General features: G+C 44.5%; 15 protein-coding genes. 7 read left to right on the forward strand and 8 right to left on the reverse strand.

The window, feature by feature from the left end:
- Window positions 1-238: 238 nt before the first annotated feature.
- Window positions 239-2,635 carry an outer membrane beta-barrel family protein gene (locus C3B73_RS03195; RefSeq protein ID WP_198597260.1) on the forward strand — a complete coding sequence of 799 codons (2,397 nt, stop codon included), beginning with the start codon at window positions 239-241 and terminating at the stop codon, window positions 2,633-2,635.
- Between the two features lie 1,112 nt (window positions 2,636-3,747).
- Here C3B73_RS03195 and C3B73_RS03200 read toward each other — a convergent pair.
- Window positions 3,748-4,434, reverse strand: coding sequence for an alpha/beta fold hydrolase (locus C3B73_RS03200; RefSeq protein ID WP_103664189.1), 687 nt, complete (start codon window positions 4,432-4,434; stop codon window positions 3,748-3,750).
- Window positions 4,435-5,222: 788 nt separating this feature from the next.
- Window positions 5,223-6,683 carry a hypothetical protein gene (locus C3B73_RS03205; RefSeq protein ID WP_157939408.1) on the reverse strand — a complete coding sequence of 487 codons (1,461 nt, stop codon included), beginning with the start codon at window positions 6,681-6,683 and terminating at the stop codon, window positions 5,223-5,225.
- 134 nt (window positions 6,684-6,817) lie between these two features.
- On the opposite strand from C3B73_RS03205, the gene C3B73_RS03210 reads away from it, so the two are divergent.
- From C3B73_RS03210 to C3B73_RS03230, 5 genes are all read left to right on the forward strand, one after another.
- A complete protein-coding gene (locus C3B73_RS03210) occupies window positions 6,818-7,249 on the forward strand; it encodes a hypothetical protein (protein WP_103664191.1) in 432 nt (143 codons plus the stop codon).
- 417 nt (window positions 7,250-7,666) lie between these two features.
- A complete protein-coding gene (locus tag C3B73_RS03215; RefSeq protein ID WP_103664192.1) occupies window positions 7,667-8,479 on the forward strand; it encodes a type IV toxin-antitoxin system AbiEi family antitoxin domain-containing protein in 813 nt (270 codons plus the stop codon).
- Window positions 8,476-9,273, forward strand: a complete 798-nt coding sequence (locus C3B73_RS03220; protein ID WP_103664193.1) for a nucleotidyl transferase AbiEii/AbiGii toxin family protein — start codon at window positions 8,476-8,478, stop codon at window positions 9,271-9,273. The genes C3B73_RS03215 and C3B73_RS03220 overlap by 4 nt, the downstream gene beginning before the upstream one ends.
- 520 nt (window positions 9,274-9,793) lie before the next feature.
- The gene (locus C3B73_RS03225) at window positions 9,794-10,081 is read left to right on the forward strand and encodes a helix-turn-helix domain-containing protein (protein ID WP_103664194.1); all 288 of its coding nucleotides are present in this window, start codon (window positions 9,794-9,796) and stop codon (window positions 10,079-10,081) included.
- Entirely contained in the window at window positions 10,078-10,758 is a 681-nt protein-coding gene (locus C3B73_RS03230; protein WP_103664195.1) for a glycine zipper family protein, read from the forward strand. The genes C3B73_RS03225 and C3B73_RS03230 overlap by 4 nt, the downstream gene beginning before the upstream one ends.
- Before the next feature lie 196 nt (window positions 10,759-10,954).
- Here the strand turns inward: C3B73_RS03230 and C3B73_RS03235 are convergent, their stop codons facing one another.
- From C3B73_RS03235 to C3B73_RS03260, 6 genes are all read right to left on the reverse strand, one after another.
- Window positions 10,955-14,032, reverse strand: coding sequence for an efflux RND transporter permease subunit (locus C3B73_RS03235; protein ID WP_103664196.1), 3,078 nt, complete (start codon window positions 14,030-14,032; stop codon window positions 10,955-10,957).
- A 21-nt stretch (window positions 14,033-14,053) separates the two neighbouring features.
- Window positions 14,054-15,703 carry an efflux RND transporter periplasmic adaptor subunit gene (locus tag C3B73_RS03240; RefSeq protein ID WP_103664197.1) on the reverse strand — a complete coding sequence of 550 codons (1,650 nt, stop codon included), beginning with the start codon at window positions 15,701-15,703 and terminating at the stop codon, window positions 14,054-14,056.
- A gap of 44 nt (window positions 15,704-15,747) precedes the next feature.
- On the reverse strand, window positions 15,748-16,047 hold the full coding sequence (locus C3B73_RS03245; protein WP_103664198.1) for a hypothetical protein: 300 nt from the start codon (window positions 16,045-16,047) through the stop codon (window positions 15,748-15,750).
- Entirely contained in the window at window positions 16,044-17,297 is a 1,254-nt protein-coding gene (locus C3B73_RS03250) for a TolC family protein (protein ID WP_103664199.1), read from the reverse strand. Before C3B73_RS03250 ends, C3B73_RS03245 begins: the two co-directional genes overlap by 4 nt.
- 75 nt (window positions 17,298-17,372) lie before the next feature.
- A complete protein-coding gene (locus C3B73_RS03255; protein WP_157939409.1) occupies window positions 17,373-17,804 on the reverse strand; it encodes a hypothetical protein in 432 nt (143 codons plus the stop codon).
- A 173-nt stretch (window positions 17,805-17,977) separates the two neighbouring features.
- On the reverse strand, window positions 17,978-18,481 hold the full coding sequence (locus C3B73_RS03260; RefSeq protein ID WP_103664201.1) for a hypothetical protein: 504 nt from the start codon (window positions 18,479-18,481) through the stop codon (window positions 17,978-17,980).
- A 205-nt stretch (window positions 18,482-18,686) separates the two neighbouring features.
- Between C3B73_RS03260 and C3B73_RS03265 the strand changes: the two genes are divergently transcribed.
- A complete protein-coding gene (locus C3B73_RS03265) occupies window positions 18,687-20,816 on the forward strand; it encodes a type I restriction-modification system subunit M (RefSeq protein ID WP_103664202.1) in 2,130 nt (709 codons plus the stop codon).
- The last annotated feature ends 33 nt before the right edge of the window (window positions 20,817-20,849 follow it).

Raw genomic sequence — 20,849 nt, forward strand, 5'->3', positions numbered from 1 at the left:
ATGCGTTCTCCCGATTATATCGGGATGGTTGGGAACGAGTATCTACGCTGTATTTACCTCATTGCTTGTATTCACCAAAACCCTTGATCATTCGATATTGGAGATTCAACTGTGGAAATTCCAATTAGCCACATGCACAAAATTGTAAAAATGGAATAAATCCGATTTAGATGGAGAATGATTCCAACGGTGAGTTCGTAGTTTTAGTTGTGAAAGCCCTATGAACCAACTTATAACTATGACTTCACGACTTTCAGTCACGTTTTCAACACTAATTACCTTACTTTTACTGCTGCCGGCGTCGGTATTTTCTCAGGATGTTCAGATCACCGGACAGGTGGTTGATAATGAGTCGGAACCCCTGATCAATGCTACCGTGGCGGTGTATGATGAGGATGCCCCGGAAACCCCACTATCCGGTACGGTGACCGATGTAAACGGCGACTTCAACCTTGAGGTAGATCCCGGGAATTACCTGCTTCGCATTTCTTTTTTATCGTTTCAGGATCATGAACAACCACTTGAGGTGGCATCCGGGCAGGATATTGACCTGGGGACCATCCGTCTGCAACCCACACAATCTGAGTTGGGTGAGGTGGAAGTTCAGGGGCAGCGTTCTTACATGGAAATGAATTTCGACAGCCGGACTTTCAATGTGGAGGAAGATGTGACGAGTCTTGGCGGTTCAGCCCTGGATGTGTTGGATAACGTGCCTTCCATCACCACTGATTTTGAAGGAAATGTGAGCCTACGGGGTAATCAGGGCGTGCAGATACTCATCAATGGGCGGCCATCCAATCTGGTTCGAAATGGAACTGATGCCCTCAGCAGTATTCCGGCCGGACTGATCGAAGAAGTGAAGATCATCACCAATCCCTCTGCACGGTACTCGGCCAACGGCACGGGCGGTATTATTGATATCATCCTGGTAGATAATGCCGAGTTAGGATTTAATGGCAGCGTTCGGCTCAACACCGGTATTCCACAAGATCATTCGGTTGGGGTGAACCTGAATTATCAGCGAAAGAACATCAACTGGTTCGTGAATACACAGCTTGAATATGAACAGGATCCGCGCTCAAGCCGAACCTTTCAGAGTTTCAGTGCCGATACCACCTTTGCCTATTCCGAAAGCAGTGACTGGGATGAGAAAGAGATCGAAGGAAGCATAGACCTTGGGGCCGATATCTTTCTTCCGGCAGATCAGGTCCTGACCGTGGAGGGTCGCCTTAACCTTGAGACAGGCGAGGAAGACCGAAACGTGAATTACACGGATTACGACCCGCTGAATGACGAGGTCTATCGATCTGTAAATAGCAGCTGGCCGGTCATAGCGGAAAGTATCCGGGAAGTCAATGATGAGCAAAATGAATCTGATTACGAAGCCCGCATACAGTACGAAAAGATCTTTGGCGGGAATGACGATCACATGCTAAGAGCGGATGCCGATTTCGAATGGGGCGTGGAAGATGAAAATTCCCTTTTGGATCAGCGGATCGTGTCCGGAACCGGAGATGAGGAGCGACAGCGCACCTTTGGTAACGAAACCTACCGTGACCTCCGGATGGATGTGGATTATGAGCGTCCCATTCGGGAAAACGATAAATTTGAGGCCGGATTTCGGTTCAACTATGAAACTGAGGACAGTGATTACCTGGTGGAAGAATTTGTGAATAATAACTGGGTGGAAGCCTCTGAAGAATTTGGCGCCACGGACAACTTCGAGTATCTGGAAAATGTAAATTCTGCCTATGCGATCTATTCCGGTGAACTGAAGCCTTTCACCTATCAAATGGGTGTGCGGGCCGAAAATACGCGTATTGAAACGGAACTCACCAACAGTGGTCAGGGCAGTGACCAAAATTATCTGGACTTGTTTCCAAGCTTATTTCTTTCCTATACTTTGAACGAACAAAATTCCGTTCAGGCGAGTTACAGCCGCAGGATCTCGCGCCCGAGGTCATGGTACCTGTTACCCTACACCGAGATCACCGATAACAGAAATCGAAGAACCGGAAACCCTGATCTCAAACCTGAATTCGGCGATTCCTATGAGGTCGGATACCTGAGATATTGGGAGACCGGTTCTTTACTTACCAGCTTTTATTACCGCCACCGCACGCAGGTGATCGAGCGGGTTTCCATTATTGAGGAAAACGGTATTACAACGCGAACGCCCATCAACCTGGCTACGGAAGATGCCTGGGGGATCGAACTTTCAGCCGATCAGGATATCACTGAAAACCTGCAGCTTTCGGGCAGCGTGAATCTGTATCAGTCGGAATCGGAAGGAGAATTTCAGGGCGTGGTGTACGACAGTGAGTCGGATAATTTCACGAGCCGGCTCAGAGTCCGCTGGACTTTCCTAGATAACTGGAATTTTCAATCCTATTTCTACTACCGCGGGGCAAGTGCCACCACACAGGGCCGCCGGCCGTCTCGTTCATTTGTGGGAAGCGGCCTGTCCCGCAAGCTTTTGGATGATAAAGCCACTATTTCGGTCAACGTGCGTGACCTCTTTAACACCAGAAATGGCGACCGTGAGATCATTGAGCCGTTTACTTACACAAGAAGCGATTTCAGCTGGTCAAGCCGAACAATTCGGGTCAATTTCAGATATAACTTCGGGAGATAGGGTGGGGAGTTTTTAGTGTTTAGGTTTTAGTGATAAGTGATAAGTGATAAGTAATTAGGTTTTAGTGGTATGTACTGAGCAAACAAATTCAAACAACCAAAAGAAGCTGTCATCCTGATCCGCCGGTTGGCGGAGAAGGATCTTGCCTATTCGTAGCTGGTTGCCTCAATCACGACCTCCTCTGTCTCCTCCTTAACAAGGAGGAGGACGCCTGATTATACCTCATTGCCAATATTCACTCACCTGCTGTCGAAGGAACGAGCCCACAAGGCGAGTGAGTGGAGCGGAGAAATCTATGGTGGTTTTAGATGAGCAACCAAATTTACACAAGCACAAAAAGCCCGTCATCCAGAGGTAACGATGGACCTTGCCTATTCATAGCTGGTTGCCCTATTCACGACCTCCTCTGGCTCCTCCTTAACAAGGAGGAGGACGCCTGATTATACCTCATTCCCAATATTCACTCACCTGCTGTCGAAGGAACGAACCCTAAGGTGAGTGAATGGAGCGGAGAAATCTATGGTGATTAAAAATGAGCAACCAAAACCACACAAGCACAAAAAGCCGTCATCCAGAGGCAACGATGGACCTTGCCTATTCATACCTCCTTGCCCCAATCACGACCTCCTCTGTCTCCTCCTTAACAAGGAGGAGGACGCCTGATTATACCTCATTGCCAATATTCACTCCCCTGCTTGTCATTTCGACCGGAAGGAACGAGCCCCTAAGGCGAGTGAGTGGAGCGGAGAAATCTTTGGTGGTTATTGAACGACCGGTTCACCGAATGGCGATGGACTGAACGAACGAATTTTTATTAGACCTTAGACGGATGACCAGAAACCATATTATTTCGTGGTCTCATCCCAACGGGATGACATCTTTAGCCCCGGGATTTATCCCGGGGTAAGAAAGAAAAACAAAGAACCTCTGCGTGGCAGGTGAAACAGTATAGGATGTCGTTCAGAGGTTGGGCTATAGACTCGATTATAAAACTCACCGGGCTATCACCCAATCCGTCAGACGACTCTTTGCGAATTTATACTGCCTGTCTATGTATTAGTCTCAGACAGAGAATTTATATTCTGTACCGCACAAACGAGGATATAGCACCCTCAGCTAATATAAAAACCATTCAAGGAAGCAACTAAAAGGTCCATATCCGCCTTTTCTATGGGATGTGGAGAATTTGGAAGCACTACTAACTCCCCATTCGGAAGTGCGTTGTAAACGTCGATACTTTGAGCAAGTCCTGCCGTTTGATCCCGGTCTCCTACGTGTATTCTCACTTTATTTTTAATATCTGACCAATCTGAATCCTTAATTCGGTGTTCCTTGCCCAGGTCTGTTAACAGCTCTTTGGTTTTGGAAGTAACCTGCTTCCAGCTGCCCGGGTGACGTCTGTCCAGCTCTTGCGCAAACTGTGGCACTTTCTCTGTGATCTTCGCGGGGTTCAGGAATTTAACCTCCCGGCCGGCAACCTCAGGCGACCACTTCAATACCGTCCCCAGGGTTGAGATCTTTCCAATCCGATCCCCGTGATGTAATCCTAACAACAATGCTACATAACCTCCCATGCTATACCCAAACAAATCAGCTTTTTCGATTGAGTTTTCCTCCATATAATTCAGCACGTTTTCGGCAAAGTGCTCCATCCGGAATGGTCGCTCCAAAACCGCTTCTGTACCATGACCTTCAAAATTAAGCAAATGTACGGGGCGATCCGCATTCAGCTTATCGGCTAAAGGCTTCACTTGATCGGAGGTCCCCAATGCCCCATGCAATAGTATCAGTTGATTCATTTTTTGATCAAATTTTAGGTTTACTTTTCGCCAAGAGTATAAAATTTGTGGAAGAAATTCATTTCAATATTCAATAAACAAGGCCGTCATCCTGATCCGCCGGCTGGCGGAGAAGGATCTTGCCTATTCATAGCTGGATGCCCCAATCACGACCTCCTCTGTCTCCTCCTTAACAAGGAGGAGGACGCTTGATTAAATATGGCTGCCCGTATTCACCACCCATAGAGCCTCGTTACGAAGGTCCTCCTTCGTAACGACTACTGTGAAGCTCCAGCTTCACTCCCCTGCTTGTCATTTCGACCGGAAGGAACGAGCCCTAAGGCGAGTGAGTGGAGCGGAGAAATCTATGGTGGTTTTAGATGAGCAACCAATTTGCTCTAACTAGCCACCGCATCCCGACTTTCGGGACGACGCCTGCGCTAATTCCAGGTTTGAGATTGGTTTATGCCTGAATTAGGCAACCAAGCTTACAAAACATAAAAAACCCGTCATCCTGAGGGAGCGAAGGATCTTGCATATTCATACCCGGTTGCCCATATCTGCAACCCCTCTTTGTTTCTCCCCTAAACTTAGGGGAGAAGACGCGGTAATTACACCATTGCCCCCTATTCACTCCCCCGCTTGTCATTTCGACCGGAAGGAACGAGCCCCAAAGGCGAGTGAGTGGAGCGGAGAAATCTTTGGTAGTTTTAGATGGGCAACCAACTTTGCTCTAACTAGCCACCGCATCCCGACTTTCGGGACGACGCCTGCGCTAATTCCAGGTTTGATATTCAACGAGTACCCACTTAATCCAGAACTACCACCATTTTTGCGCCGCCTTTGTCGAAGCGTTGAATGCGATCCACATAACGATTGGTGTCGGCATCCAGATCAAAGGCACCGAACAGCTGCAGTTTGAATTTTCTGTGCAAATGCATGTTGATATGCAGTGTCACCCTGTTATCTACCCTGCGGCCGGTATTGATATAAAACTGTCCCCAGTTGCGCACGAGGTTATGAATTTCTTCTGATGCTTGCAGAGCATTCAGGTCTTCATTGGTAGTTCGCAATTGTGACTGATATCGCGAAGCGATGGACAACTTAGGACTTACCTTGTACATCAGTCCGGCATCCAGCATCCAGCGGCGTTCTTTCAGGTCAAATTCCTGATCGACTACCGAAACCCCGCCATTTTCGCCAGACTGAAAATCGTTATAATATTCTCGTGAGATCCTGAGCAATGGAGTCCATTTCCAGGCCTTGCCTTTTGCCACCAATCCCACTTTATAGTTATTCTGCTTTGCGGTGTAATCCACCCGGTTTTGATCTGCCACTCCGTTTCTTTCCTCATTGTTGAAGGTCTTGTATCCAAACACTCCAACGGTGACCGGCCCCACATTTACATCCACGACTCCATTCAGCACATAAAGCCACTCCCTGCTATCCACCGAAAATTCATCTTCTGCATTATTGAAGATATTCTTCTTGACCGGCGGCTGAACGATAAAACTCAGATCCCAATGGAATCTCTGATCACCCGGACTGTTCCACCTTCCCAGAAAAAGGGTATTGGGTGATTTGATCTGCTCCTGAAAATTCATGGCCGCTTCTTCCGGCGTCTGGAAATAGGCATCATTCCCCACTTTGTTAACCACGTTGTTCAGGTAATCCTGATAAGTGAAATCAAATCGAAAGTCACCCATCTCACCTCCCTGATACCGGTACGACAACGTCAGGTCCAGGTCACGCTTGAATTCAGCCACCGTGTGTTGAAAATAGAGACTCTGTCTTTCTGAGAGTTTCCTTTTGTAGGTAAATTCAAACAAGGCTCTTTCCGCTCTTCCATGTTGCTGAAGGTGGGTACTTAGCCCAATGGCTGATTTATCTGATAACTCACTGTCTACATGAAGTTCTGTAAATACCGCCCATCGACCCTTATCATAACTGGAGAACCGGCTTCTTAAACCTTGTTGGCCATTTTTATGCCAGGCAAACTGATCCCCAAAGAAATACTCCTGCCCCATCATATCGAGCTCATATTCATGCTTGGTCAACGGAGTAAGGACTCTTGAAAATCCACGATCATACAAGATAGTCCCGTAGGCATGACTCTTATCAAGGATCTGAAACCTCAGATTTTGGGTCCAGTCAAAAGTGGAAAAGTGTTCGGTGTCCTGATAGAGAATCTGTGCCTGAATGGAGCCATTCAACAGGCAAAAAGTGAGTAAAAGTATCCCTGTAATTACTTTTAAATTTTTTATAGGCAAAACTTCTCTGTGCTATTTTAATTTTTGGAAACGATAATCCTAACAATGTTATCATCTTAGTTCAATTAAAACAAACCGATTTACTTCTGATTTAGATATTCAAATATCTTTTATACCGATCAAATTTCTTTTGCATGACGGCTCAAATCAAAGAAACCATCAAATATGAGGGAAGAACCCTCAGTATGGCTGCTGAACCGCTGAATTCATATCTAAGAAATAGATACGATCTTCAGGTCCAATTGAATTCACTTGGAACAGCATGCCGGCGGGGTTACATGGGCGAGTGGGAAGTAAAGGATGACAAACTCTACCTGACAAATTTAAAGATCAACCTATCTCATGATTCCAGGAAGGGAGTTGAAACTCTCTTCCCGGGTCAACAAGAAGTATTTGCTGAATGGTTTACCGGTGAAGTACGAATCCCAACCGGATATAGGCTGCAATATGTACATATGGGATATGCTTCAGTTTATGAAAAGGACCTCTTTTTAATGTTTGAAGAGGGTAAACTTATCGATAAAAGGATTGTGGATAATCGGAAATCTAATGATCAATCTTCTTAGTTTTATGCACTTCCTAAAAACACAAAAACCCTAAGACATTGTAAGTAAATATCTTAGAGCTTGGCGTTAGTACGTCTATGTACGCCCGGAAGAAAGCAAAAGTGTTCATTCTATTACACTTAAACACCCTTTATTGATCATTAGAAACAGATTCAGTTTTTCGTTTAAGTGGGTGAAGTGAAGGCAAATGAAAGATTTGATTACAAATTACTTCACTTACACTGCCTATTAATGTCCGTTACCGTCCGATAGCTTGTCCGAAAATTTAATTTCAAGAAACACGACACTCAGCGCCTCTGATACTTTCCAAGAATCTTAACTTAATCACTTTATAGTTGTATTTAAGCCGTCTTTTTTAGTTCTTAACTGCAAAACGGGTGGAACTTCAACCCTTTTTGCAGTTAGAAACTAAAATTTATGAGTGATACTCACTACGAATATTTAGACGTTTATCTGGATGAAATGAGAAGCCGGGGCCGGTTTACCTTTACTTCTAATGAAGTAATTGAAAAATTTCATCTCACTGAAAATGCGTTTAAAAAAACAATACAGCGGTTATTACATAAAAACCGAGTGGCTAGACTGCGAAATGAATTCTACCTAATCATCCCTCCGGAATACGCATCCCGCCAAACCCTGCCATTGAGCTATTTCATTGATGACCTGATGAAATTCTTGGAAAGGGATTATTATGTGGGACTCCTAACCGCAGCTATGTATTATGGAGCCGCTCATCAACAGCCACAAACACAATTCGTAGTCTCTGAGCCTCCTTATTTAAGACCAATCAAAAACAAGCAGCAATCTATTGTCTTTTGCCTGAAAAAAGGTTGGAATACTGATTTTGTATCTCAGCAGAAAACAGATGCGGGTTACATAAATATTTCGAGTCCGGCATTAACGGCTCTTGATTTAGTCTTTTACTCAGACCGTATCGGGGGCATAAACCGAGCCACCACGGTTTTGGCCGAATTAGTCATTGAGCTGAAACCAGACACACTGACAAAAACCGCAGAGGATTTTTCTCAAACGACAACCCTTCAACGCTTAGGTTTTTTGCTTGATGAGGTTCTTCAGGAAACCACACTGGCTGATGCCATACATATTGTATTAGACAGCCGGAAATACTACCCAGCTCAGTTAAATCCCAAGACAGAAAGTGAGAATCAAAAAACACCAAACCGTTGGAAAATAATACCAAATATGAAGGTAGAGGTTGACGAACTATGATCCCTAAAGCGTATATAGATGCCTGGCGGTCTGTAGCTCCCTGGACTGAATCTTCACAGGTTGAACAGGATTTGGTTATTTCCAGAGCCGTTGTAGAGATCTTTTCCAATGATTTTTTGAAGAAAAACCTCGCATTCCGTGGAGGTACAGCTCTCCATAAATTATTCTTAAGCCCACAGGCAAGGTATTCTGAAGATATTGATTTGGTACAGTTACATTCTGGTCCTGCCAAACCCATGCTTGAAGCTATTCGGGATCAATTAATATTCCTGGGTGGGAAAGATGACCGGCAAGTAAAACTGAATGAACATAACTGTACGGTATATTATCAATTTGAGACGGAAGTAAGTCCCCCACCGAGCATGAGGGTAAAAATTGAAATCAATACACGGGAACACTTCAATGTGTTGGGGTTACAGAAAGAAATTTTTTCAGTGGATAACCCTTGGTATCAGGGCAGTGCAGAAGTGACAAGCTACCTGCCGGAAGAGCTTTTAGGCACCAAACTCAGAGCGTTATACCAGCGAAAGAAGGGACGAGATTTATTTGATCTACATTATGCTATTGAGAACCTTGATCTGGACATCGACAAAATCATTGAGTGTTTTCATGCCTACATGGATCAGGAAGACAACAAAGCACCTACAGCCCGTGAATTTGAGCTTAATCTGGAAGAGAAGATGCAGGATAATGAATTTACCGGGGATATTATGGCTTTGCTACGACCAGAGATTAGGTATGAACAAGAACAAGCTTACACAAAAGTCATGACCGAAATTATTAGTCAGATATAAGGTATTGTTACAATACACTCTAAAAATAATTGGGAAATTATGTATTCAACTTATTTTAGAATGACTCCTTTTTCAGATAATACTTCAAGGACGCAATGAAAATCATTTAAGTGAAAATGTTTGCCATATGTTGGCCGCTCTTAAAAACACAAAAGCCCTAAGATATTGTAAGTAAATATCTTAGAGCTTGGCGTTAGTACGTCTATGTACGCCCGGAAGGATTCGAACCCTCAACCTTCTGATCCGAAGTCACGATAAATATTTGGTTTAAAGCACTTTAGAGGTTGATTTCAAATTTCGTGTACTACTAAATGTACCCCCGTTATTGAAGCATTTGAACGGGGTTCACATGAATTCAATTCACAAACGCTTCCCTCTTTCCCGAAATTCTGAGCGTGAATTCTTGTCCTTCCTGAACCGAAAATTGTTGGCCACCTTCCATCTTTTTATAAACATATATTGTTAACTTAGTTAACAACTAAGATGATTTTTATCGGAATAATTCGTATGTTCAATCATCATGAATCCAGAAGAAATCACACAATTAAGGGAAGAGTTAGGCTGGAGTTTAGCCAAATTTGGCAAGTACTTCGGTGTTACCGCACAAGCAGTTCTTAAATGGGAACGAGGCACAGCCCTTCCTAATGATTTTGCCTTGGCATCCATGATACAGCTCAAGCGAAGGTTGGATGAGGCCAAAGGAAATAATCAAAAACAACAATTCATTAATGGGTTAAAGCAAGCGCTGCTTACCGGCGGTATCATTGCTCTACTAACCTACTTATTTAATCAGGATGATTCATTATGAAAACAAACGATACAACCATCTCATCTACCGATACCCGAATCTTTCTAAAAGGAAAACAATTGGCCGAAGTTTTAGGGGTTACACCTCCAACTTTATCAGAAGCCGTAAAGAAAGGCTATAACTGTATGGGATACCCCGTGGGGGATTGGGCCATCGAAACAAAATCAGGTCGGGTGAAAGGATTTGAAGTTCCTGGGCATATTCTTTCCGGTAAACCGGATAGCATTAAAAGAGAGAATCCCACTCAAAGCCACCCTAATTTGCCTAATTTCAACCTAAATAAGGCTAAGAAACCAAAGAATGATCGACCAAACATCGTAAATCACAACTATTCTCTTCTACCTGAAGGAGAAGATTATGTTAGACCGGTTGGCATGATTACCCTTCCGTTAATTTTAAAGAAAGCGTTAGAAAACGATACCCCACAGAGCAGGGCAATTATCGCAGGTGGACTGACAGCCTTAGGTGCGATCGTTGGTCAGGCCGTGACAGATAATGCTTCAGGTGCAGGAATTGGAGCCGGTACCGGATTGGCCATCACCTTATTAGTCTATAAATACTTCAATCCTTCGATGAACCCGCAGTTACAGGGGTTCAATGTAAACCAATTCGTTAAACAAAAAGCCATGGCTGTACAGACCAACCTCCCTAATCAGTCCGGTTTTCTGCCTAATTAAGGCTAATTAGCTGCGATCTAATAGATCCTACATCTTCATTATCATAACAATTAGATATTCCTGTTTTTAAGCCCTAGAAACAACGCCCGACTTGTATTGTACAAATCGGGCTTGTTGATTATTCAATCTGTTCATACTGGAATAAATTGATCTATTATTAATAAAAAGGCTGAGTTTCTCAGCCTTTTTACTTTTTTTATTCCGTCTCAAACTGTGCCAACAGGGCCGGGATGACGACCATGTTCAGCAAAGTTGAACTCAATAGTCCACCAAGAATTACCTGTGCCATAGGAGATTGTATTTCATTGCCAGGTTCTCCGGCAGCAAGTGCCAGCGGTATAAGGGCGAGCCCTGCGGTAAGTGCGGTCATCAGGATAGGATTGAGTCGTTCCATCGCGCCCTGACGTATGGCTTGCAGAAATTCTTTCCCTTCTTTCCGTAACTGTTGGTAATGGGATACCATCAGAATACCGTTCCTTGTGGCAATCCCAAATAAGGTGATAAAGCCGACTAATGAGGCAATGGAAATGATACCGCTGGTAAACAGTACCGTGTAAATTCCGCCGATTAATGCAAATGGAAGGTTTACCATGACCAACAAGGCGGTTTTGAGAGAACCAAATTCCAGGTACAATAACAGATAAATCGCCGCGATAGCAATAATGCTTAGCAACGAAATAGTCCGGGTGGCCTGTGCTTCGCTTTCAAACTGTCCGCCGTATTCAACAAAATAGCTCTGCGGGAAGCTTACGTTCTGAGCTACATTGGCCCGGATCTCATCCACGGTACCACGCAGATCTCTACCCGCGACATTAGCTGAGACCACGATCTTGCGCTGCACATTCTCTCGGCTGATGGTATTAGGACCACTTCGGGATGTCACCGAAGCCAGTTCAGCTAGCGGCACAATGGTTCCGTCTTCTAGGTTAAAGGTTGCTTTCTGTACTGCTTCTATACTCCCCCGATGATCTTCATCGAAGCGAACCAGCAGGTCGAACATCTTGTCGCCTTCCAGTATCTGCGAGACCACTTCACCAGCAAAAGCCACATCCACCATCTCAGCAAGTTGTTGAATGGTAATTCCGTAGCGAGCCAATGCCCGGCGATCGGGACGAATTTGAATTTGTGGCACATTCTGTTGCTGCTCTACCGACAGATCAACCACACCTTCTACCGTTTCCATTTGTCCGCGCACTTCCTCAGCTAGTGCCCGAAGCCTGAATAAATCCGTACCAAAGATTTTCACGGCAATGTTGGCGCGCGTCCCGGAAAGCATGTGGTCAATGCGGTGGCCAATGGGCTGACCAATAGTGATGTTGGTTCCTGAAACTACACTCAGGTCTTCCCGAATCTCAGCCAACACTTGTTCTTTGGTCGTTCCTTCCGGAATATCCAGTTCCGCATCGATCTCAGAAGCATTCACGCCCTGTGCGTGTTCATCCAGTTCGGCTCGACCGGTACGTCGAGAGGTTGATTCAATGGCCGGGTGCTCCAGCAGGATCTCCTCAATTCGTTTTCCAATGGCATTGGATTCGGTTAGTGAGGTTCCTGGAATGGTCACTGCACTGATCACCAACGTACCTTCATTGAACTCGGGGAGGAATGACCTTCCCAGAAATGGCAACACCACTAATGTTCCAAGAAACAGCACCAAGGTTCCAATCAGAACGGTCTTCTTGACGCGAAGTACTACATTCAACACATGCTCATAGCCTGATTTTAACTTGTTGGTGAACCAGCTTTCTTCCAGTTTTCCTTTGGAGGCCTGGCTCGGTAGCAGGTAATAACACATGGCCGGAGTAACGGTCATGGCAATGACTAATGAAGCCCCGATGGAAATGATATAAGCCAGTCCCAATGGTTGTAGCATGCGTCCTTCGATTCCACTTAAAAAGAATAGCGGTAGAAAAACGATCATAATGATCAGTGTGGCATTAATGATGGATGATCGAATTTCCTTCGACCCTTCAAATACCACGTCAATGGCCGGTTTCTGCTTAGCTTCCGGCAGTTTTGAGTTTTCCCTGAGCCGCCTGAACACGTTTTCCACATCAATAATGGCATCATCCACGATCACCCCAATGGCAATAGCCATCCCGCCCAAGGTCATCGTGTTGATCGTAATATCAAAGAATTCCAGCACGAAGATCGAAAAGATCAGTGCTAATGGAATGGCGGTAAGTGATATCAAGGTGGTGCGGAAATTCCCCAAGAACAGAAACAGGATCACGATCACCAAAAAGGCCCCATCCCGCAGGGCTTCAATGACGTTATCTATTGCGAGTTCAATAAATTCAGCCTGTCGAAACAGGTGGGTGTTGATCTCAAAACCGGCAGGCAGGCTCGACTCAATCTGTGCTAAGGTTTCATCTACGCGGGAAGTTAGTTCCAGGGTATTTGCACCGGGCTGTTTTTGGATGGAAATAATGACCGCCGGCTCAGCATTCACCGAGGCATCCCCGATCTTTTGAGCGGCTGCAATCTCAACCGTAGCTACATCGCCGATCGTGATCGGAATGTTATTGCGCTGAGTGATGACCGACTGCTCCAGGTCCTCCACCGAATACGCCCGGCCTATACCACGAATAGTGTACTCCTGACTGTATTCCCTGAAAAAACCTCCGGAAAAGTTTTCATTGGCCTGCTCAGTTGCCTGAAGTACCTGATCTAAGGTGATGTTGTATTGCTTCAGTTTTTCAGGGCTAACCCGCACCTGATATTGTTTCTGCCCACCCCCGATGGGGATGACCTGAGCCACTCCTGGAATAGCCAAAAGCCTTCTTCTGATTTCCCAGTCGGCGGCTGTTCGCACTTCCAACTCAGAGTGCTCATCGCTGTTCACACTCACCAGCATGATCTCTCCCATAATGGAGGAGATCGGTGCCATAATGGGCGGCGGGACTTCTTCGGGCAGACTGGTTGCTACCAGCTGCAGTTTCTCATTCACAATTTGACGGGCCCTGAAAATATCGGTGCCCCAGTCAAATTCGACCCATACAATGGATATACCTTTTGCGGTGGACGAGCGAACCCGTCGCACGCCCGTCGCTCCATTTACCGACGTCTCGACCGGGATGGTTACCAGTCGTTCTACTTCTTCCGGGGCCAGCCCATGGGCTTCGGTCATTACCGTTACGGTGGGAGCCGTGAGATCCGGAAATACGTCTACCGGCATCCGGTCCACGATATAAATTCCGGCGGCCAAAATGACCACCGAACTCACCAGCACAATTAGCCGGTATTTTAACGATCCTCTGATTATTGCATCTAACATAATATAATTTCCTTAGTCTGATTAATGAGCATGTCCGTGTGCAGGCGCTTCAGAAGACAACGAAGCCAATTTGACCTGGTAGGCATTGGTCGTTACGATGTGTTCATCTTCTTCCAGGCCAGAAATTACTTCCACCCAGCCGCGGTTTCTGATGCCTGTTGTAATTGGGCGTTTCTCAAATGACTCCCCGGCTACATGCACGTACACCACAAAGTTTCCTTCCTCTTCTATAAGGGCTGATTCCGGGATGGCGACCACGTTTTCTTTTTGATCGGTGTCGATTTCAGCGGTTACAAAGAGTCCGCTATGTAATCCTTCTCGATTATCAATTTCATAGATCAGCGAAAGCGTTCGTGTTTGGGGTTCCACTTGCTTGCCCGCGCTAAGCAAGCGTCCGTTAACCTCGTCCATACCGTACATTTTCTCATTCCCCTGCACATAAAAAACAGCAGCGCCGGGATTTTGAATAGCTGTTCGTTCAGCAGCCGGAACATGCACACTCAGCCACATTTTGCTCATATCGACAATTCGAAACAGAGGCTCTCCGGCTTTTACCTGCATACCGGGTCGTACATAGGTTTCTACCACGGTTCCGGAGATCGGTGCTTTCATTTCAAATCGGTAAGAGGACTCTGAGTCGCCATAGGTATCTACCGTTGAAGTATCAATTTGAGCGATCTCGTTGATCGTCTGAAACTGAGTGAGCGCCTGACGGTATTCAATCCGGGCTTTTTCCAGTTCTACTTCCGGTATGGCCTCTTTTTCATATAACCGCTTCGACCTCTCCAGGTTCTTTTGGGCCAAAGACAGTTGTGAATGCGCATTGATAAACTGCTGGGCATAGTTTTCTCCATCGGCAGATTGAATGGATGGATTTAACTGCACTAGCGAGGTACCTTTGCTGATGTCTTGCCCTTCAACGGGTAGGCTTTGATTGGCGCTGCTCAGGATGATCCCTGAAAAAGGTGCCGAAACCGTAACTTCTCTGCTTTGTACCGGCTTGAGTTCTCCGTGTGCATCTACACTTTCAGATAAAGTATGCCGTCCAACTTTTTGAGTGGCAAAAGGGATCTTCCACTGTTGTTCTTTCAAAAAGGAAATCAGATTTGGATCTTCTTCCTCATGAGCTGCTGGAACATCTTCTGCGGATGCATAAACGGGAATACCATTCACCTGAAGGGTATCATCTACCATCCCTTGAATAATTATGGTAAGGTCATATCGTCCTGCCCGGTCAAAAACTACATCCGGTCCATAAATGCCCGGAATTTGCACTTCCGTTTCCGTAAGAGAACCTTCGTTGCCCCTTTCAGAGCTAAACACAAACTGCACTTCGGATTCAGAAATGGGTTTGAAATCTGAAAGGCGAGTCAGGTGAACGGCGAAGGTGGCTTCCTGACCTACAATCAGTTCGGGATATTCCATGAACAGTTCGGTTTTATCCGTCCATTGTGTGATCACTCCGGCTCCCTCCAGTTGGGCATCCTCCCCATGACTATGGGCGTCTTCACCTTCATGGGAATGGCTGTCTTCTTCCTGTGCTTGCTGGGCGGGCTGCTCGTGGGTATGGTCACCGTCTTCTCCATGGCTATGATCTTCGTCACTGCCACCACCGCACCCCATCATCAACAGGGATGTACTTAGAATTAGTAATGTTATAAGATGTTTCATTGCTTCAAAATTTGTGCGTGATAAGTTTGTTGAATGGTTGGGATTTAGTGGCTGTGTTCTTCATCACCGTGAGAATGGGTATCTTCTTCGTGCGTATGATCCCCATCTTCCTCATGACTATGGTCGCCTTCTTCATCGTGAGCATGAGTTGAGTCATCTTCTGCTGAATGGTGGTCTCCACCTCCAATACGAACAGCATCACTGTCATCACCTGATGATTGTTGAGCCGGAGCTTCATGGGTGTGATCCCCGTCCTCGCCATGACTGTGTGATTCTTGTTCTGAGCCGCAACCGGTGATAATAAATGCAATGCTTACAAAGAGTACTGTGAATAAATTTTTCATTGTTCTGAAGTGTTTTGAGTTGAGAATATTTTTCCTGAAGTGATGGTATCGAGCATAAAAAGAGCTTGTTGGTAATCTGCAGTGATTCGATGCTGAAGGCTACGACCATCTACGTAAGCCTTGGTGGCATCCAGCAATTCAACCAGCGAATAACGTCCTTCCTGATAAGCAGATCGTGCCGTTTCCAACATTTCAGCAGAAAGTGAATGCTGTTGCATCTCCTGCCACTGCGTGTATAAATTCTGAACGCGTTGATAGGCCACATCCACCTGATCGCGAATAGCTCGTCGTTGAATATGTAGAGACGTTTCTACACTTCTTTGTTCTGCCTTCGCTACGGTGATATTTCCACTGTTTCGGTTAAAGATGGGCAGTTGTATGCCCCCGCCAATTACAAAACCTTCCGAGCCGTCCGACTGATTTTTATAGCCGAAATTCACCTTTAAGTCCGGCAGACGTTCTCGTTTTTCGACTTTGTATTTAAGTCCGAGAGCTTCTGCTTCCAGCTCAATAGCTTGTAAATCGGCCCGGTATTCCAGGGCGTACTGTTTCAGTGTTTCCGAATCTTCCATGATCGGCTCCACCGGCAAATCAGCTTCCACCTGAAAGTCAAAGCCGGCTTCTTCCGAAGTAGTGATCATAGAAGCCAGTTGCTTCCCTGTTTGCATCATTTCCAGCTCAACTTCATTGCGCATACGCAAGTACCGATTTTTTTCCACCGTAAAACGCTGCACCTGAAGACCTGACTCAGTGCCTTCCGTTTGTCGGGCTATGGCTGATGCCAACACTTCGTGAATAACATCAAGTGCTTGGTTATATACCTGAAATTTGTGCTGTAAAAACCAATATTCGGCATACAAGCTTTTTACTTGTTGTATGAGAACCGAGCGGTTATACTCATAGCTAAATTCAGCGGCCTCACTGCTTTTATTAGCACTTTTGTTTCGGAGGAACGGCTGACCCAGCAGTTCAATCGGCTGCGAGATCTGGTAGGTCGTTTCATCATAATCGAGCGTGCCGGAATTGAGCTGCTCGCTGAAGATGCTGACCTCGGGATTCATGTACGATTTATACTGTTGAGCCGTTCCCTGCTTTCGAAGCTTGTCAAGCTCTGCCAGTTCTTGCTGGAGACTGTGTTGCTTGAACCGTTCAACAACGTCCTCTAAGGAAAGGGTTTGGGATTGGGCGTGAACCTGTAATGGTACCCATAGGAATACCAAAAACAAGATCCACCACTTGGATGAATTCATAAATTTGATGTATTAATGGTTATAGAATGTTAATGGAGATAGCTGATAAGAGATGCTATCTGGTAAAGGGAAGTATTATCCCAGAGGTGGGCCGCGTAAAAAGAGAGGAGGAAAATCTTCGGGTGAGTTGATAAAGTCCGGCGGGGGTAAATCCAGTAATTCCGGGTTCTGATCTATAATCTTGGGTACTCGTGGAGATTCAACAAATTCAAAAAGGATATTTCTTTCGCTGAATGCTTTAGTAGAAGTTTTCTGAGTCAACGTACCCGTTAAATCAACAGTAGCCGTTGGATGTTGGTGGGCATCTTTATCATCAAACTCTAAGTTGTGGCTATGATCTGTATCAACCGGATGTACATGTACATACGTATGAATGTCTCCATGATCGAACAAATGATTAAAAACGGAGTGCAGATGTAGGCCATTGCCAAATAGGGTACATAGAAATAGCGCAATCAAAACAAGATTGATTGTGAACTTTTTATATGTAGTCGATTTTTTTGACATTACTCTTAATATAGCCTCTGTATTAAGTAATCACAAGCTTTGGAGCTTGCGGTATGTTATAATTGAATCCGCACTTACAAGGATTCAATGTAAACCAATTCGTTAAACAACAGCCTATGGCTGTACAGCACAATCTGCCTAATCAGTCAGGTTTTTTGCCTAATTAAGCCTAATTAGTCTCGATCAAGTATATTATCGTCAATGGAAATGACGATGATGTGCTTTTGATTTTCGATTTCATGGCTAATATCCCTGACTTTAAAGTAGCCACCTCCACTCATATTATTCCGTAAGAAAGGAATAGTAATCCGGTCACCCACATTCGGCAAGAAACCCAGTCTTTCGGGGCTTATCATCCAATAATCTTCGTGCATGTTTGATGCACAGATAAGTATCTCTACTTCTTCAATTGGATAATTCCCATGTCTTGATATCCCGGAACAGAATTTATCATACATTTCTCGCATCAAAGCAATGAGTGCTTTACGTTTTATGCCCAAAGTTTTTAAAAGATCTTTCTGTTTTGGCAAAGGCTCATCGTCATCAATGTCGTACTTGCTGATTTCACTTAAAAGTTTGTCATACTTTTCTTGTCCTTTCAGAACTTTAGCTATGGCTTTTTTCTCTGAAATAAGGGCTATGAGTAGTTGTCTGAAATTAAGCTCAGTACCTTCCATGTGTAATTTAATTTTTTGTCCTTTCTATTTAATTAGATAGAACCATTTTTCATACTTATTTGGGATTTATTATAATTTATGCTCTTTTTTAATCTACCTTGGACGATGATACATATAACTGTTACCCTTCCAGTAGATCCTGAGCAAGGTTCAAATGAAAATAGTAATAGAAAAAAATTTAGACTTAATAACTTAGCCTTCACCCATGCCCGATAACCACACCGATCACATTAATTTCATCTGGACCATTGCTAACCTTTTAAGGGGGCCATACCGACCTCCTCAATACCGAAAGGTCATGCTGCCAATGACGGTTTTAAAGCGCTTGGATTCGGTTCTTAAGCCTACCAAGGATAAAGTAATTGCCAAGTACGAAGAAATTAAAGATGAGGGCTATCCGCAGAAGACCTTAGATAAGATGTTGGAGAAAGAGGCTGGGCATAAATTTTATAACACGAGCCCTCTAACTTTTGATAAGATGGTGGCTGCACATGAAAACATTGGGCAGGACCTAAAGAATTACATCAAGAGCTTTTCACCCAATGCTCAGAAAATTATAGAGCGGTTTAAATTTGAGGCAGAAATTGACAAGCTGGATGAATCAAATCGCCTGTTTAAGGTAATGAAGGAGTTTGCCAAAATTGACCTCAGTCCAGATGCGGTAAGCAACCTTCAAATGGGTTATATATTTGAAGAACTCATTCGAAAATTTAATGAGCAGGCGAATGAAGAAGCCGGAGATTATTTCACACCTCGTGAAGTTATCCGCCTCATGACCCATTCGCTATATGCTTATGATGATGACTTCTTTAATACCGAAGGTCTTGTAGTCAAGATTTATGATCCAACCTGTGGTACAGGAGGAATGCTTTCAATTTCTGAAGAATATATTCACGAGCATAGTGAAGGTTTGAATATTGGACTATTTGGCCAAGAGTATAATGACGAATCATGGGCTATTTGTGCTGCTGATATGTTGATTAAGGGTGAAAATCCCGAAAACATTAAATACGGTGATACCTTAGGTGATGGAAAAACAGAAGATCAGTTTCCTGATGAAACGTTTCACTATATGCTTGCCAATCCTCCTTATGGTGTAGAATGGAAGCCGGAAGAAGATGTTGTAAAGAACGAATACGATAAGAAAGGCTTCAACGGACGATTTGGCGCTGGGCTTCCTCCAATTAATGATGGCTCGCTACTCTTCCTACAACACATGATTTCTAAAATGGACCGTCCACCTGAAAAAGGTGGTCGTGGTTCCCGCATAGGAATAGTCTTTAACGGTTCTCCGCTTTTTTCTGGAGACGCAGGTTCCGGGCCAAGTAACATCCGTCGCTGGATTATTGAAAATGACTGGCTGGAAACCATCATCGCTATGCCGGATCAGCTTTTCTATAACACCGGTATCTATACTTATATCTGGATTGTCACGAATCGAAAAGAAGAAAACCGTAAGGGAAAAATTCAGCTTATTAATGCGGTCGATTATTATGAGAAGATGTCCAAAAGCCTTGGTCATAAGCGTAATGAAATTTCGGATGACCAAATTGATGAAATTACACGGATCTATGGAGCTTTTGAGGAGAATGATCACAGCAAGATTTTCAGTAATCATGAGTTTGGATATATTAAATTAACCGTGGAACGCCCTCTGCGCTTAAACTTTCAGGTTACCCCGGAAAGACTTCAGAAACTGTGGGAAGAAACCAGTTTTAAAAACCTGGCAAAATCAAAGAAACGTAAAGACAAGGCAGCCCGAAAAAAAGAAATTGCTGAGGGAGAACAATTGCAACAGTCTATCATTGATGCCTTATCCTCCCTCGATACCGGATATTTGTACATGGATCGAGAAAAGTTCCTGGATGACGTGGAAGAGGCTATGAAGAAAGCAGACATCAAGCTGAAAGCAAATATCAAAAAAGCCATCTGGAAGGCCATCGGTGAACAGGATCAAAATGCTGAAATTTGCAGAGACAGCAAGGGGAACCCTGAATCTGATACCGATCTTAGAGACTCTGAAAACATCCCTCTCCCTGAGGATATTTCTTTACCGCTTCCCTATGGGTACGACAAAGATTCGGATTTATCTGAGTTGTTACCTCTGATTAAGCCTTATTGCGAAGCTTATATGAAAGAAGAGGTCCTTCCGCATGTACCGGATGCATGGGTGGACTGGGATAGAACAAGAATTGGCTATGAAATCCCAATTAACCGCCACTTCTATGAATATAAACCACCTCGTGAGCTCAGTGAAATAGAGTCTGATATTAAGTCCATAGAACGTGAAATAGTGGATAGTCTGGCTGAAATAACCGGGTCAAACCTTTCATAATCAGTAATAGAAGGCATGAGCAGATACAAAAAG

Source organism: Gracilimonas amylolytica (assembly GCF_002911695.1).
Lineage (GTDB): Bacteria > Bacteroidota > Rhodothermia > Balneolales > Balneolaceae > Gracilimonas > Gracilimonas amylolytica.

What these genes read in the sequence shown, in the direction of transcription:
- C3B73_RS03195 (WP_198597260.1), top strand. Translation starts at nt 239, where the DNA reads ATGACTTCACGACTTTCAGTCACGTTTTCAACACTAATTACCTTACTT.
- C3B73_RS03200 (WP_103664189.1), bottom strand. Translation starts at nt 4,434, where the DNA reads ATGAATCAACTGATACTATTGCATGGGGCATTGGGGACCTCCGATCAA.
- C3B73_RS03210 (WP_103664191.1), top strand. Translation starts at nt 6,818, where the DNA reads ATGACGGCTCAAATCAAAGAAACCATCAAATATGAGGGAAGAACCCTC.
- C3B73_RS03215 (WP_103664192.1), top strand. Translation starts at nt 7,667, where the DNA reads ATGAGTGATACTCACTACGAATATTTAGACGTTTATCTGGATGAAATG.
- C3B73_RS03220 (WP_103664193.1), top strand. Translation starts at nt 8,476, where the DNA reads ATGATCCCTAAAGCGTATATAGATGCCTGGCGGTCTGTAGCTCCCTGG.
- C3B73_RS03225 (WP_103664194.1), top strand. Translation starts at nt 9,794, where the DNA reads ATGAATCCAGAAGAAATCACACAATTAAGGGAAGAGTTAGGCTGGAGT.
- C3B73_RS03230 (WP_103664195.1), top strand. Translation starts at nt 10,078, where the DNA reads ATGAAAACAAACGATACAACCATCTCATCTACCGATACCCGAATCTTT.
- C3B73_RS03235 (WP_103664196.1), bottom strand. Translation starts at nt 14,032, where the DNA reads ATGTTAGATGCAATAATCAGAGGATCGTTAAAATACCGGCTAATTGTG.
- C3B73_RS03240 (WP_103664197.1), bottom strand. Translation starts at nt 15,703, where the DNA reads ATGAAACATCTTATAACATTACTAATTCTAAGTACATCCCTGTTGATG.
- C3B73_RS03245 (WP_103664198.1), bottom strand. Translation starts at nt 16,047, where the DNA reads ATGAAAAATTTATTCACAGTACTCTTTGTAAGCATTGCATTTATTATC.
- C3B73_RS03250 (WP_103664199.1), bottom strand. Translation starts at nt 17,297, where the DNA reads ATGAATTCATCCAAGTGGTGGATCTTGTTTTTGGTATTCCTATGGGTA.
- C3B73_RS03255 (WP_157939409.1), bottom strand. Translation starts at nt 17,804, where the DNA reads ATGTCAAAAAAATCGACTACATATAAAAAGTTCACAATCAATCTTGTT.
- C3B73_RS03260 (WP_103664201.1), bottom strand. Translation starts at nt 18,481, where the DNA reads ATGGAAGGTACTGAGCTTAATTTCAGACAACTACTCATAGCCCTTATT.
- C3B73_RS03265 (WP_103664202.1), top strand. Translation starts at nt 18,687, where the DNA reads ATGCCCGATAACCACACCGATCACATTAATTTCATCTGGACCATTGCT.